This is a genomic window from Gilliamella sp. B3023 (assembly GCF_026536845.1).
Classification (GTDB): Bacteria; Pseudomonadota; Gammaproteobacteria; order Enterobacterales; family Orbaceae; genus Gilliamella; species Gilliamella apicola_E.
In genome coordinates this window covers 144602-158432 of the sequence record NZ_JAFNNH010000004.1, presented here as the reverse complement: position 1 = coordinate 158432, position 13831 = coordinate 144602, and the positions used below count along the sequence as shown (strand labels likewise).

Annotated in this window: 13 protein-coding genes; 4 read left to right on the top strand and 9 right to left on the bottom strand. The window is 35.0% G+C overall.

Annotated features, from left to right (window positions below; translation table 11 throughout):
• The first annotated feature begins 109 nt into the window (after nucleotides 1-109).
• The gene (gene dolP / locus J3U16_RS04140; protein ID WP_065734991.1) at nucleotides 110-682 is read left to right on the top strand and encodes a division/outer membrane stress-associated lipid-binding lipoprotein; all 573 of its coding nucleotides are present in this window, start codon (nucleotides 110-112) and stop codon (nucleotides 680-682) included.
• A gap of 26 nt (nucleotides 683-708) precedes the next feature.
• Here the strand turns inward: dolP and csdE are convergent, their stop codons facing one another.
• The 5 genes from csdE to J3U16_RS04115 form a co-directional block, all read right to left on the bottom strand.
• Nucleotides 709-1119: a cysteine desulfurase sulfur acceptor subunit CsdE gene (gene csdE, locus J3U16_RS04135; RefSeq protein ID WP_065563763.1), complete on the bottom strand. Its 411-nt coding sequence runs from the start codon at nucleotides 1117-1119 to the stop codon at nucleotides 709-711.
• Between the two features lie 52 nt (nucleotides 1120-1171).
• The gene (gene csdA / locus J3U16_RS04130; RefSeq protein WP_267342531.1) at nucleotides 1172-2386 is read right to left on the bottom strand and encodes a cysteine desulfurase CsdA; all 1215 of its coding nucleotides are present in this window, start codon (nucleotides 2384-2386) and stop codon (nucleotides 1172-1174) included.
• Nucleotides 2343-3221 carry a U32 family peptidase gene (locus tag J3U16_RS04125; protein ID WP_065563762.1) on the bottom strand — a complete coding sequence of 293 codons (879 nt, stop codon included), beginning with the start codon at nucleotides 3219-3221 and terminating at the stop codon, nucleotides 2343-2345. The genes csdA and J3U16_RS04125 overlap by 44 nt, the downstream gene beginning before the upstream one ends.
• A 120-nt stretch (nucleotides 3222-3341) precedes the next feature.
• Nucleotides 3342-4337, bottom strand: coding sequence for a ubiquinone anaerobic biosynthesis protein UbiU (gene ubiU / locus J3U16_RS04120; protein WP_065563761.1), 996 nt, complete (start codon nucleotides 4335-4337; stop codon nucleotides 3342-3344).
• Nucleotides 4338-4686: 349 nt separating this feature from the next.
• Nucleotides 4687-5382 carry a hypothetical protein gene (locus J3U16_RS04115; RefSeq protein WP_065563760.1) on the bottom strand — a complete coding sequence of 232 codons (696 nt, stop codon included), beginning with the start codon at nucleotides 5380-5382 and terminating at the stop codon, nucleotides 4687-4689.
• A gap of 699 nt (nucleotides 5383-6081) precedes the next feature.
• Here J3U16_RS04115 and suhB point away from each other — a divergent pair.
• Nucleotides 6082-6885 (top strand): inositol-1-monophosphatase, encoded by an 804-nt coding sequence (gene suhB, locus J3U16_RS04110; protein ID WP_065734990.1) that lies wholly within the window; start codon nucleotides 6082-6084, stop codon nucleotides 6883-6885.
• 74 nt (nucleotides 6886-6959) lie between these two features.
• Here the strand turns inward: suhB and J3U16_RS04105 are convergent, their stop codons facing one another.
• The gene (locus J3U16_RS04105) at nucleotides 6960-7274 is read right to left on the bottom strand and encodes a winged helix-turn-helix transcriptional regulator (RefSeq protein ID WP_416379940.1); all 315 of its coding nucleotides are present in this window, start codon (nucleotides 7272-7274) and stop codon (nucleotides 6960-6962) included.
• Between the two features lie 198 nt (nucleotides 7275-7472).
• On the opposite strand from J3U16_RS04105, the gene J3U16_RS04100 reads away from it, so the two are divergent.
• Nucleotides 7473-9650, top strand: a complete 2178-nt coding sequence (locus J3U16_RS04100; protein ID WP_267342529.1) for a heavy metal translocating P-type ATPase — start codon at nucleotides 7473-7475, stop codon at nucleotides 9648-9650.
• 37 nt (nucleotides 9651-9687) lie between these two features.
• On the opposite strand, the gene tilS is transcribed toward J3U16_RS04100, so the two are convergent.
• Nucleotides 9688-10995: a tRNA lysidine(34) synthetase TilS gene (gene tilS, locus J3U16_RS04095; RefSeq protein WP_267342527.1), complete on the bottom strand. Its 1308-nt coding sequence runs from the start codon at nucleotides 10993-10995 to the stop codon at nucleotides 9688-9690.
• A gap of 11 nt (nucleotides 10996-11006) precedes the next feature.
• Entirely contained in the window at nucleotides 11007-12224 is a 1218-nt protein-coding gene (metC, locus tag J3U16_RS04090; protein WP_267342525.1) for a cystathionine beta-lyase, read from the bottom strand.
• Nucleotides 12225-12321: 97 nt separating this feature from the next.
• On the opposite strand from metC, the gene J3U16_RS04085 reads away from it, so the two are divergent.
• On the top strand, nucleotides 12322-12939 hold the full coding sequence (locus J3U16_RS04085) for a 4'-phosphopantetheinyl transferase family protein (RefSeq protein ID WP_065562962.1): 618 nt from the start codon (nucleotides 12322-12324) through the stop codon (nucleotides 12937-12939).
• A gap of 68 nt (nucleotides 12940-13007) precedes the next feature.
• Here J3U16_RS04085 and J3U16_RS04080 read toward each other — a convergent pair whose 3' ends face one another.
• Nucleotides 13008-13781, bottom strand: a complete 774-nt coding sequence (locus tag J3U16_RS04080) for a tyrosine-protein phosphatase (RefSeq protein WP_267342523.1) — start codon at nucleotides 13779-13781, stop codon at nucleotides 13008-13010.
• Nucleotides 13782-13831: the final 50 nt, after the last annotated feature.

The window sequence follows — 13831 nt, the reverse complement described above, 5'->3', positions numbered from 1 at the left end:
TTACATTTCAGAATAATAAAATTATTTTGCAAATCATTATCTACAAGGCATAATAAAAAGAATTTATCAGTATTTGAATTTTACTGAGCTGTAAATAAAAGGAGTAATAATGAAAAAAATTGTCTTAGTTGCTGTATTAGTATCGGGTGCTTTAATGCTACAAGGTTGTGTCGCGGCTGTTATTGGTGTCGGCGCTGGCGCTACAGCAAAAGTTGCAACCGATCCACGTACTACTGGAACGCAAGTTGATGATACAACGCTCAATACCAGAATGAATAATAAGCTAAGCGAAAATGGTCCTTTCTTTATAGGCTCTCGTATTTCTTCAAGTACCTATGATGGCAATATTATTTTAACTGGCCAAGCGAATGCAGAACAAATTGAAAAGGCTGAACGTCTTGCATATCAAGTTGAAGGTGTGAAGAAAGTTTACAATCAAATTCGTTCAGGTGAGCCTGTCGGTGCTGGAACTATCAGTAATGATATGTGGATAACAACAAAAGTTAAATCACAACTTGTCATGAATTCCAAAACAAAAGCACGTAATATCAAAGTGGTAACTGAAAATAGCGAAGTGTTTTTAATTGGCATTGTTACCAGTGAAGAAGGGCAAGAAGCCGCTAATGTTGCAAGTAAAGTTGCTGGCGTGAAGAAAGTTGTTACATTATTCACTCAACGCTAATCATAAATAGTTAAAAAAAGGAGAATTTATTCTCCTTTTTTTACATCATTAGTTAACAATTTAATTCGTTCAATTATTTTATCTAGTCCTTGCTGCCTGGATTGACTCAATTCATCAATAATTTTTAACTGATTTAATATCGCGTGAAAATCAAGAGCCTTAATTTGTTCTGCATTTTTATTATTGGCAATCATAATTAAAACGGCGAGTAATCCTTTAACAATTCGACCTTCGCTGTCACCTTGAAAAATAAATGAATCATCAGGTTGTTTTTTGACTGTTAACCATACACGGTTTTCACAGCCATCAATCTGATTAGCCTCAGTTTTTTGGTCATCAGGAAACGCTGGTAATTGCTTTGATAAAGCAATTAATTGCCGATAACGATCTTGCCAATTATGTTGCTTAGAAAATAGTTCAAATAGTGGTGATAACATAATAAAACCAGTTAGTAATTAGAGATAAAAGATAAGCGATTAGCGTAAAATCCTAAGTTAATACCTCAATAGCATTTTTCAGTGCTGTAACAAAACTATCAATGTCTTGCTGATTATTATATGGCATTATTGAAATGCGAATAACCCCATGACAGCCAAGTTTATCCATCAGCGGCTTTGCACATAATCCACCTGTTCGAATTGCTATGTTTTGTTCACTTAATAAAATAGCGATATCATTATGATGAATGTTGTGCATATTAAAGCTAATTATTGGACTATTCTTAACACTGTAGAATTGGATATGGTTCAATTCACTTAATTTTGATTCAGCGTAATTTGCCAATTGTGTTATATAACCATTTAATTGTGCTTCATCCCATTTTTTTAGCCAATCTAATGTTGCTTTAAAACCAAGTATTCCTGCAATATTTTGGGTACCAGCTTCGAATTTATAAGGCAAATCTTCGACTTCAAAATCTGAAAATGTTGTATTTTTCAACATTTTTCCGCCACCTTGCCAAACGTCCATCTGTTCTAATAAATGTTGTTTTCCATATAGAACGCCAAGCCCTGTTGGGCCATATAACTTATGGGCAGAAAAAGCGTAAAAATCGATATCTAGCTTTTCAACATCAATTGGCTGATGAACAACACCTTGTGCACCATCTACCACTAAAATGGCATTATGCTGATGGACTAATTGACTAATTTTTACTAAATCTGGGCAAAAGCCAGTAACATTAGACATCTGGGTTATGGCCACAATTTTAGTTTTGGGTGATAGTAATGATGAAAGTTCATTAACATCGGCAGTCCACTTAATTACCTTTGCACCAGTTTGTTTGGCTACGATTAACCAAGGTAATAGGTTGCTATGGTGCTCTAATTCGCTGACAATTATTTCATCATCGGCCTGTAGTAAAGGTCTCGCATAACTTTGCGCAATTATATTTATAGATTCGGTGGTTCCACGAGTCCAAACAATTTGATGGCTTGATTGACTATGAATAAACTTAGCCACACTTTGCCGAGCTTCACTAATCGCTGTGGTAACTTTTAGTGCATCTTGGTGTAAACTGCGCTGTGCGGTTGCGGTATTATGTGCATAATATTCAACCGTTGTATCAATCATAGTTTGCGGTTTTAACGCAGTAGCAGCCGAATCAAGATAAACAGAGTTACTTAGAGCAGGGAAATCTGCTCTAAATTTTTCAGGTAGTTTATTGTGTAAGTTCAAGTCCAGCAATCCCATTCCAATAACCATTACAGTCTCGTTTATGTTCAATATGTAATGGGTTTGTGCCGTCTTCATTGGCTTTAAATTGTTTAACTATATCAAGCGTTTCAATACCAAGTGGTGAAATACGCACAATATCGACTAACCCTTTCATATCTTTAAGATTATTACCTAAATTGTAACAATAACCACTTTGAGTTTGAATGCCATTTAGTACAAACACCTTTTGTTGTTCTTGAGAAAAGACTTCTCGTCCTACAGGATATTTTATACAGCAAGTTTCACATTTATCTTTTGGTCTATCTTCTGATCTGGCTGTAAAACAACGAGCAGAATAAGCTAATGGCAAATAACCATAACTAAACACTTCAACCTCAAATTTACGATCAATTTTTAAAGAATCAAATTGGTTGAGAACATTATTTAACCAATCACGAGATAGTTCTACGGGCATACACCACCGTACCATACCTTGTTTTTGTAATAATTTTAGCGTAAATGCGTTGTAACAGTTAATCGCTGGGCCAGCGACGAAAGGTACTTTATTATCGTGGGCAATATTAATGGCAGCCAAATCATTAGCTTCAACTAAAAAGTCACCATTATTTACTAATTGTCTTAAATCGTTCAGTTCTGATGGCGCTTCCAGTAACGCAAGGGTAGAGAGTACTACTTGTTTACCAGACTTAGCAATTTCTTTGGCTAAATCTAACCAATTAGGTACTTTCATTTCACGGCGTTTGGTGCATACCGTTTCGCCCATATAAATAATATCAGCTTCACTATCTTTAGCGGCTTGATAAAAAGATTCAGTTTCAATTTTAGGCCAATAATAAAGCACTGGTCCTAATGCATATTTCATAGTTTTGCTCACTATATTTAAATTCTTGAATAGTCAATTGGCTAGCACATTAATATTGAAAACTACTAAGATTATTATATGTTTATTTTATTTTAAAATTTCAATATCAATGCTGACCAATTATTGCCATTTACGGTGATAAGCACCTAAAGTTGTTTGAGTCCCTTCTGAAACAGAGCCCAAGGTATCCATCCAATTCTTTTCAGCTTGGAATGCTTGTGGATTCGCTTTATAGCGATCAATAGCTTGTCTCCATACTTTTGTGACTTGTTCTACATAAGCTGGACTGCGTTGCCTTCCTTCAATTTTAACGGAAGCGATATTTGCAGCAAAAAGCTCCGGTAATAGTTCAATTGTATTTAAACTGGTTGGCTCTTCAATTGGATGATAAAGTGTATTTCCAACAAAATAACGTCCCTTACAAAGTGTTGGATACCCAGCATTTTCACCTTGTTTATGACAATCAATTAAAACATTGTTGAGTCTTGATTCAAGCCCTTTATCGGTCTCTTCCCAACGGACAAATTTTGCAGGAGAGCAAGCGCCAACAGTATTTGGCGATTCACCTGTTAGGTATGAAGATAAATAACAGCGACCTTCCGCCATAATACATAAACTACCAAACGCAAAAACCTCTAAAGGCACGGGTGATACTTGTGATAACTGTTTAACTTGATGCATAGATAACACACGAGGTAAAACAATACGATGCACCTGAAAGTTATTATAATAAAACTTAATTGACTCCTCATTAGTTGATGAGGCTTGCACTGAGACATGACGTTCAAGGTTCGGATACTTCTCAGCAGCATAATCAAGCATCGCTAAATCAGCAATGATTAAAGCATCAGCACCAATGTTAGCTGCAGTATCAACAGCATATTGCCATCGCTCAAAGTTTTCAGGATGAGCAAAGGTATTAATAGCTATATGTAATTTTTTACCGCGCTTGTGAACATAATCTGATGCTTCAACAAGTCGCTTTTCATTAAAATTTAAACCAGCAAAATGGCGAGCATTGGTATCATCTTTTAAACCAATATAGACAGCATCAGCTCCATTATCAATCGCCACTTTTAGGGATGGTAATGAGCCAGCGGGGCAAAGAAGTTCCATAATTATTCCTAACTTAAGTTCGGTATTTTATACGCCATATATTATGCAATAATTCCTAATTTAATGCGAATAATAAGCGAATTCCCAGACAAAAAAACATGTAACTTTATTTTTAATTTAAGTGTATGTATTAAATGATATTTTTACTAAAGCAAATGATTATGATTAATAATCATATTGAATTCAAACGGTAATAGTTAATATATGATAATTTACGATGTGATGAATAAAAAACCAGATATTTATAATTTAAATTTCTGGTTTTTATAATCAAAAAAGAATTTTATAACCGATTGATTAAAATCAATCTTTTATATGGTTAGCATACTATATTGCTAATAATTAATTCTTATTTAAAAGCATCTTCAAGTTGTATGAAATTTTTTTCTGAATTTAATTGAGTTATACAATTATTGATTAATTTTGAAGTAATATTTTGGACCAACTGATAGTTATTACTTTCCCATGCATCAAAAGTTTTGGTTTTATCATCTAGCGGTAAACTATCGCTAGAACAAGTAAAAGTAAATCCATTGGTTTTAATGAATGTTTGGTAAATAAAATTGTATTTATTATCAGTTATACCATCATAAATTAGTTTAAATTTATAAGGTTGAATAGTTATGGTGTGTTCTTTTTGTTTGTTAGCTTTTATTTTTTTTAATATTGTATATAACTGAGGTTTTAAAAGCTCCATGGTTTTATTTGGTACTGAATTTACATAACTACCTTTTAAATCTGTTTTTGAAAAAGTATTTACATTTCCACCAAGGTTACCAAAAAATGCAGTGGCAAATTGAACCATTTTTACTCCAACAGCTTGTGCTGTATCACCTCGGGTAACAACGTTTAAATAATTATTAGTATCATTAATTACCTGCCCATTAATGGCATTTTCAGTTATTACATTAATATTCGTGCCATTATTTAAGGTAATTACTTCTGTTTCTACAATCTTTGTTCTTGGTAATGATTCTCTATTTCCAGAACATCCAAATAATATGAACAAACTACAACTTAATAAAGCGTATTTAAAAATTTTCATAATTTTATGTTTCCTTTTGTATATTTTTATTTCATCAAATTATTTTTTATCTCCATAAATAATAAGTTAATATTTGAAGCATCTTTATTATTGTATTGAATATGACATTTGTCTAGATTTTGTTCAGTATATTTCTGAAGAACATATTAATATGCTAGCTAAAGCAATTTAATTTATGATGGGTTTTATTTTTCAAAGAGCGCTAATCTTTTTTCCATATTCCGTTAATTCTTTATCTTTCCAGTTTCATTTTACCCAAGCTAGATAAGCTTTTTGTCTAGCTTTAAAACATTTAGGTTTTATGCAAATAATGTGCTTCTTTAAATGGGGAGGGGCTTAGCTTACAAGACGAGAAAGTCTAAACTTAAAATATGCATTTTCATTCGAAAACTTCACAATTTAATATTTACACAGGTATTACACAAAATTTATATTTTCATATTAAATCTATTAAATTCAAGTAAGTATGTTAAATTTATTAAATAGTATAATTATAACTTTTATTATTAAATTTTGTTTTTATATTACGCAACAGCTTATTTATTGCCCAAATTTTTACTTTTGCGATTTCAAATCTAGATCCCAACATAATCTGGCAATAAATCGATAAAACCTTTATACTATGCCCTAAATTTTAGTATGACTTTGTAAGTTTGCTAAATTAACCCGTTCTTTAACATCATCAATTGGAAGAAAATTATGCATCCGATGCTTAATATTGCTATTCGTGCTGCTCGTAAAGCAGGTAATGTTGCCATTAAGGCCTATGAAAATCCTAGTTCAATCGAAATTGATACTAAAGGTGCTAATGATTTTGCGACTAATGCAGATCGTGCCGCTGAAGCTTTGATTATCGAAACAATCAAAAAAGCTTATCCAGATCATACTATTATTGCCGAAGAAAGTGGCCTTGCTAAAGGTAGTGATGCTGATACGCAATGGATAATTGACCCAATTGATGGTACTACAAATTTTATTAAAAATATTCCACATTTCGCTGTGTCTATTGCTGCTCGTGTCAAAGGTAAAACCGAAGTGGCGGTCGTTTATAATCCAATGAGTAATGAGTTGTTTACTGCTGCACGTGGTAAAGGTGCTCAACTTAATGGTTATCGTATTCGTGTAAGTAATGCTAAAGATTTAGAAGGTAGTGTGCTTGCAACAGCTTTCCCTTTTAAAGCGAAACAACATAGTGATAGTTATTTTGCAGTTTTGCAAAAATTATTTACTAAATGTGGTGATTTCCGCCGTACTGGCTCAGCTGCGTTAGATCTCGCTTATGTTGCATCAGGCCGTTTAGATGGCTTTTTTGAAATTGGTTTAAAACCATGGGATATTGCTGCAGGTGAACTGATTTTACGTGAAGCTGGTGGTGTGGTTACCGACTTTGCTGGCGGTAACAATTATATGGTTTCTGGTAATATTGTCGCAGGAAACCCGAAAATTGTTAAAGATTTGCTGGTGACGACTCAAAACGATTGGCCAGAAAAATTACGTAATTAATTTTAATTTCTTTCTCTAAATGCAGGGATGTATTGTCCCTGTATCTATACTTGTCATTAACCACGAACAGTAATTTATTGATCTAATGCGGTCATTGAACAATTAACTTGTAAGCCTTGATTATTTAAATAGTCACTGCCCCATAAATACATAGATTCAAGTACTGGTTTTATACTTTTGCCAAAATTAGTTAAAGAATATTCAACTTTAGGTGGTACCACCGGAAAAACCTGTCGATGAATTAAGCCATTTGATTCAAGTTCGCGTAGTTGTTGGGTTAGCATTTTAGCTGTGGCCGTTGGAATTTCTTTGTGTAACTCAGAAAATCTCATGGCGCTTTTGGACATCAATTTCCATAGTATTAGCGATTTATATTTACCACCAATCATATTAATTGTGACATCAACTGGGCAATAGGTAATTGTCTGGTCTTGTTTTTCACAATGGGGGTTGATAATCGAATTATTTTTCACTTGGTTATCTTTACAGTATCTTTTTGGGTAGTATATATCAAAAAGGTGCATTCTTGTTAAAAAGATAATTAATACTACAATATCTACCATACCTAAAATCAAGGAATGCCTCAAATGAAAACTATCGAATATAATTTTTTTGTTGAAGAGATGAGCTGCGCATCATGTGTTAGCCGTGTAGAAAAAGCATTAAAAAAGATTGATGGTGTGATTGATGTTAGTGTAAACCTTGCAACTGAAAAGGCCACCGTTAAGGCTAATGCTGATGTTAAATTAGAAACTTTAATGGCAGCAGTTGATAAAGCTGGTTACCATGCAGTGAAGATTTCCGAGCCTGAAATTCACGCTAAAGACGTGAGTAAGCAAGCATCAGTTTGGCCGATTATTATTTCGGTTATATTAGCACTTCCTTTTGTTTTGCCGATGTTATTTGAATTATTTGGAATTCATTGGATGATGCCCGCTTGGCTGCAATTAGTGATTGCTTCGATTGTACAATTTGGACTTGGCGCTAAATTTTATCGTAGTGGTTTTAATGCAGCTAAAGCATTGTCTGGGAATATGGATTTACTTGTTGCAATTGGTACCAGCGCTGCTTATGGGCTTTCTCTTTATCAGCTTATTATTGGTCATGCCGATCACCTCTATTTTGAGTCATCAGTGGTTATTATTACCTTGATCTTGATTGGTAAATGGTTAGAGTCAAGGGCCAAACATCAAACGACCCAAGCGATTGAGGCACTTTCTGCGCTTCGCCCTGAAGTGGCATTAGTTCGACAAGGGGAGCAAGAGGTGAGTTTGCCAATAAGTCAGGTTAAGGTTAATGATGTGGTGGTTATTAAACCCGGTGAGCGAATACCCGTTGATGGTATTGTTCTTGAAGGCGCATCAAGTTGTGATGAGTCTATGTTGACTGGGGAAAGTTTTCCGGTTACTAAAACACTCAATAGTACCGTAACCGGTGGAACTATAAATGGTGAAGGACTATTAATTGTAAAAACAACCGCTATTCAAGCTGATTCTATGTTGTCTAAGATTATTGCTATGGTTGAGTCAGCCCAAGCGAAAAAAGCACCAATTCAGCGTATTGTGGATCGGATTAGTGCTATTTTTGTACCCGTCATTTTATTGATTGCTTTAATTACACTGCTTGCTTGGGGCTTTATTTCTCATGATTGGCAGCAAGCTTTACTTCATGCGGTTGCGGTGTTAGTGATTGCTTGCCCATGCGCGCTAGGGTTAGCAACGCCAACAGCTATAATGGTTGGTACGGGGGTTGCTGCTCGTCATGGTATTTTGATTAAAGATGCCGAAGCACTTGAGACCTTACACAATATTAATACTGTAGCATTTGATAAAACTGGCACATTAACAATCGGTAAACCAGAGTTAGTTGAACTAGATGTGCTGGGCATGGAAACAGCCGATCAAATTCTTTCTGTTGCAGCATCTATGCAAGCAGGTAGTGAACACCCACTAGCTAAAGCAATATTAGCTAAGGATAAATCCTACAGTTATGCACAAAATATTACATCAATCGCGGGTTCAGGAGTGATGGCAACGATTGATAGCCATGAATATTATTTAGGCAGTCTGCGTTGGATGAAAACGTTAAATGCCTATTTTGTAGATATGCAGGATAAAGTTAATGAGCTTACGCAAAAAGGTTACACAATTTCATTTTTAGCCAAACAGCAATCAGAAAATAGTATTGTGATATTAGCCATATTCGGTTTTTCTGATGTTATTAAGCCTGAAGCGAAAAGTGCTATTGATGCATTACGTCAATTAAAGGTAAATACGGTTATGTTAACCGGTGACAATCAACAAGCTGCTAATTATGTAGGACAGCAATTAAATTTAGATAAAGTTATTGCTGAAGTTTTGCCTCAAGATAAAGCGAACTATATTTATCAATTACAAAAAGATAGCCAAAGTAATAATAAAGTTGCCATGGTTGGTGATGGTATTAATGACGCACCGGCTTTAGCTGCCGCTGATATTGGTATTGCAATGGGGACGGGAACTGATGTGGCAATGCATACAGCCAGTATTACTTTAATGCGTGGCAATCTATTTTTAATTGCCGATGCTATTGATATTTCTCGAAGAACTTATAATAAAATTAAACAAAACCTATTTTGGGCGTTTTTCTACAATTTAATTGGCATCCCTCTCGCTGCTTTAGGATTTTTGAATCCAATGATAGCCGGTGCAGCAATGGCACTAAGCAGTGTGAGTGTGGTGACAAATGCGTTGTTGTTGAAACGATGGAAAGCGCGTTCTGAATAATTTGATATTTTGTAAATTGAGGAGACGGATTGTCTCCTTATTTTTTATTTATAAGGTTAAATCCAATTTGTGACCCTTTACCTTGCTCAGTAACAAATACCCCAACTGCGGTAATGAGTTGTTCATTATAATAAATTAAGGGAATACGTGTGCGCATCCAAGGTGGAATATGATGCTCTTGCCACAATTTTTTTATCGAGCGCGATCCCTGGCGTTGAACAATTTGAAATTGCCCTTGAGCCTGAAATCGGACTGATACGGTTTCATCATTTTGTGGTAAACGACAAGTTAAATTGGTTTGGTAATTGGGCTGCAATATACCTAAATTATCCGGCAACGTTAGCGAAGCGGCTAAATCCCAAGGTAAAATTTGTTGCTCAATATCTTGATACAAAGGTAACAAATAGAGCTGATTTTGATATCGGCGAATTTGCCAATTATGTAAAATAAATCGCGGGTTAGCATCTTGTTTAGCTTGAATAACCGTATGCCAAATTAGTGAAAGTTGCTTTTGGCTTGGCATTCCAATATGTTGCTCTTTGAACCACATTCGCAACATTGCATTACGTTTATATTCTGAATAATCATATAATGGTTGAAGGCTAAGTTGCTTCTTATCACCAATAATATTTTTAAATTCTGGAAATAAAATTTCATGTATTAATGCTTCTTGCTGTTGGCATAACTCTGCACTGCGAGCAACCATTTGTGAAAAATGAGGCCAACGATGATTAAGTGTTGGTAGAACATTTAAACGTAAAAAGTTGCGATCATAATGGTCATCTTGATTACTTTCGTCCTCTATCCAACTTAATTGGTGTTGATTGGCATATTGCTCAATTTCTTGACGTGAAATTGTGAGTAATGGTCGAAGGTGTTGGCCATTTTCAAGTGGCATACTTGATAATCCCGCTGGACCACTGCCACGTTTTAAAGCTAGAAAAAAAGTTTCACTCTGATCATCAAGATGCTGGGCAGTACATAAAAATTCATTATTTTTTAAATGTTGATAAATGGCTTGATAACGGGCTTCTCTGGCTTGTTCTTCAATATTGCCAGCTGTTCTATCAAGTTTTACTTTTTCAATAATCAAAGGGACTTGCCAAACTAGGCATTGTTGTTTGCAATGTTCAGCCCAATTATCGGCATTTTGACTCAAACCATGATGGATATAAATTGCTCTGAGTTTCAAATTTTGTAACTGTCGCTTTAAATTGACTAATGCTTGCATTAATACGGTTGAATCAACTCCACCACTGAAGGCAACAAGTAGCGATTGCCGACCGTTTAGGTGTTGTAAAATAGTTTGTTCAATCACATTGTCGCTCTTTGTTTGATGACCCATCTGCTATCCATTTATACTAAACTTTGTAATGCATTAACCTTGTTTTTATGTAGTTTGATTCTATCCAAACCAGCAGCCAAATCGGCAATTAAATCATCAGGATCTTCAAGACCGATATGTAATCGGATTAACGTACCAGTGAAATCAATGCCGGATATTGGTCGTATTTTTGCTAGATCTTCGGGTTGGTTGGCCAATATTAGTGATTCGAATCCACCCCATGAATATGCCATTGAGAAGTGAGTCATATTATCTAAGAAATCAGATAATTGCACTTCGCTTAAATGATCGTTAAGTACAAATGAAAATAGACCACTAGCGCCACTAAAATCACGTTTAAAAAACTCATGTCCTTTACAACTTTCGAGTGCTGGATGATTAACGGTTGCCACTTTAGGGTGATTAGCTAACCAATTTGCCACTTTTATACTGCTTTCATGATGTTGTTTTAATCTAACGGCTAAAGTTCGCAATCCTCGTGCTGCCATATAAGCGGTATCTGCATCACACATTTGCCCCATTAAATAAGAACGTTCACGTAATTTATCCCAACAGCGTTGATTAGCAACAGCCGTTCCTAGCATGGCATCTGAGTGACCAATTAAATACTTTGTACCGGCTTGAATTGAGATATCAACATCATGCTCTAATGCTTTAAATAAAACACCTGCTCCCCATGTATTATCCATCATAATTACAATTTCTGGATTCACGCTGCGGATTGCTTTAACAATTGCAGGCACATCATGCAGTTCCATGGTAATTGAGCTTGGTGATTCAAGAAATACCACTTTAGTATTCGGTTTTATATATTTAGTAATATATCGACCAATGAGTGGCGGGAAATAATCAGTTTCCACTCCAAAATCTTTAAGTATATGCTCGCAAAATTCTTGGGTTGGTTCGTAACTGGCTTCCGATACCAGAATATGATCTCCTGCTTTTACAAAAGCTAAAATGGCATTTGCAATTGCTGCTGCTCCACAAGGATATAGGTAACAGCCTGCTCCTCCCTCTATTTCTACCATGGCATCTTGCAAAGCAAAATGAGTTAAAGTGCCACGACGACCGTAAAATAGACCCCCTTTAGTCCGATTTTCCATTGCTTCTTTTTTGGCTTTGATTGAATCAAAAACTAGCGATGAAGCTCGCTGAATAACGGAATTGACTGCACCTTGGGTATAGCGTTTTTTTCGACCAGCATGAACTAATTTTGTTTGTAATGACATGATGCATCCTTAGTGATCTGATAAATTTCGATAACAGTTAGCATAGCATGCTGTTAAAATAGTAAAAAATAATTTTTGTTTAAACTGGCTTACACACATGGTAATTGTCAAACTAGCCCATTTAGATTCGGTGGAATTAAATTATTCTCTGTTATCACCACAAGTTATTAATGATGCGGAATCGTTAAATGGAACACGTAAAAAACAGTTTTTAGCTTGCCGTTCAATATTAGCGAGTTTGCTTAAACAGTATTGCCATATTGATACTTTGCCGAGGATGATAATTGCCGACAATAATCGCCCAGGCTTTTTAGATAGTCATCTTCCTGATTTTAATATCAGCCATAGCCAAGATTGGGTAGCCGTTGCAATTTCGCTTAATGGTAAAGTTGGGCTCGATATTGAAGTTTCTCGACAACGTCAAAATTATCTGAATGTTGCCAAAAGTTTTTTTGCTAATGATGAATATCAATGGATGTTAGCGCAAAGTAATACTTTAAACGCCTTTTGGCAACTTTGGACATTAAAAGAATCAGCGCTTAAATTATATGCCAAAGGGGTTTGGCAAATGAAATTGGTAAAAGTAGATATTGAAAACCAATTAATTAGCGCGCCGTTTGGTCAGCATTTTTATTATCATTATCAACAACAGGCACCAGTTCATCTTGCTGTAAATCATGATAAACCTATCACAAATTTTGTCTTACAATCTTAATGCATTAGCAATTACTTACTGACAGCTTTTTGATAAACGTAAGGTGGCTGTCCAAACATTAAGCTAATTTAAATCAAATAAATATCTTGAAGAATTTTTCTGTTTTTATCGTCCAATTGATATTCTTTTGCTAACCAATTATCGATAGTGTCATAACGTTTTTTTATTTCCTCAATAGCTGCGGTTAAAAACTCTTTTTTAGCCGCAAAGATGATCTTATGTTTTTCAAGTTCTTCTGGCGATAATTTACTTTTATTTTCGCTAAGTACGGCTTCACGATAGTCGTTTAAATAGCGTTCGGTAAGCAAATAATCTTGCATAACAATTTCTTCACTCACACCTAATGCAAATAAGGTTAAAGCGACACCGATACCAGTTCTATCTTTACCTACAGCACAGTGTTGGACTAAAGGTCTTCCGTTAGCATTAAGTAATAGTGATGTTAACTTTTTATACGCGAGATTATTAAAAGGTAACAATTGATAAAGCTTAACCATAAAATCAAACGGTGAGTATTTTTTTAACACAAAAATATCCTTACCTTGTTCACTCGTTAAACTTGCCGTAAATTCATCACTTAATGGATTGGCAGGGATATTAATATATTGGCTATTGTTCCAAAGATTATCTGGATGACGATCGATTTCATGTTGATCGCGATAATCTAAGACATAATGTAAATTAAGCTCATCAGATAAAAAATCTTTTTCATCATCACTTAGGCGTGAAAACTCACCTGAACGATACAACATTCCAGCTCGAATTTGGCGACCATCACTAGTTTTAATTCCACCTAAGTCACGAAAATTAATTCCATTTTTGATCGGTACAACTGATGTCATTATAGGTCCTTATTTATGCTTAACTTTGCTTGCTATATTAGCATGTTTCT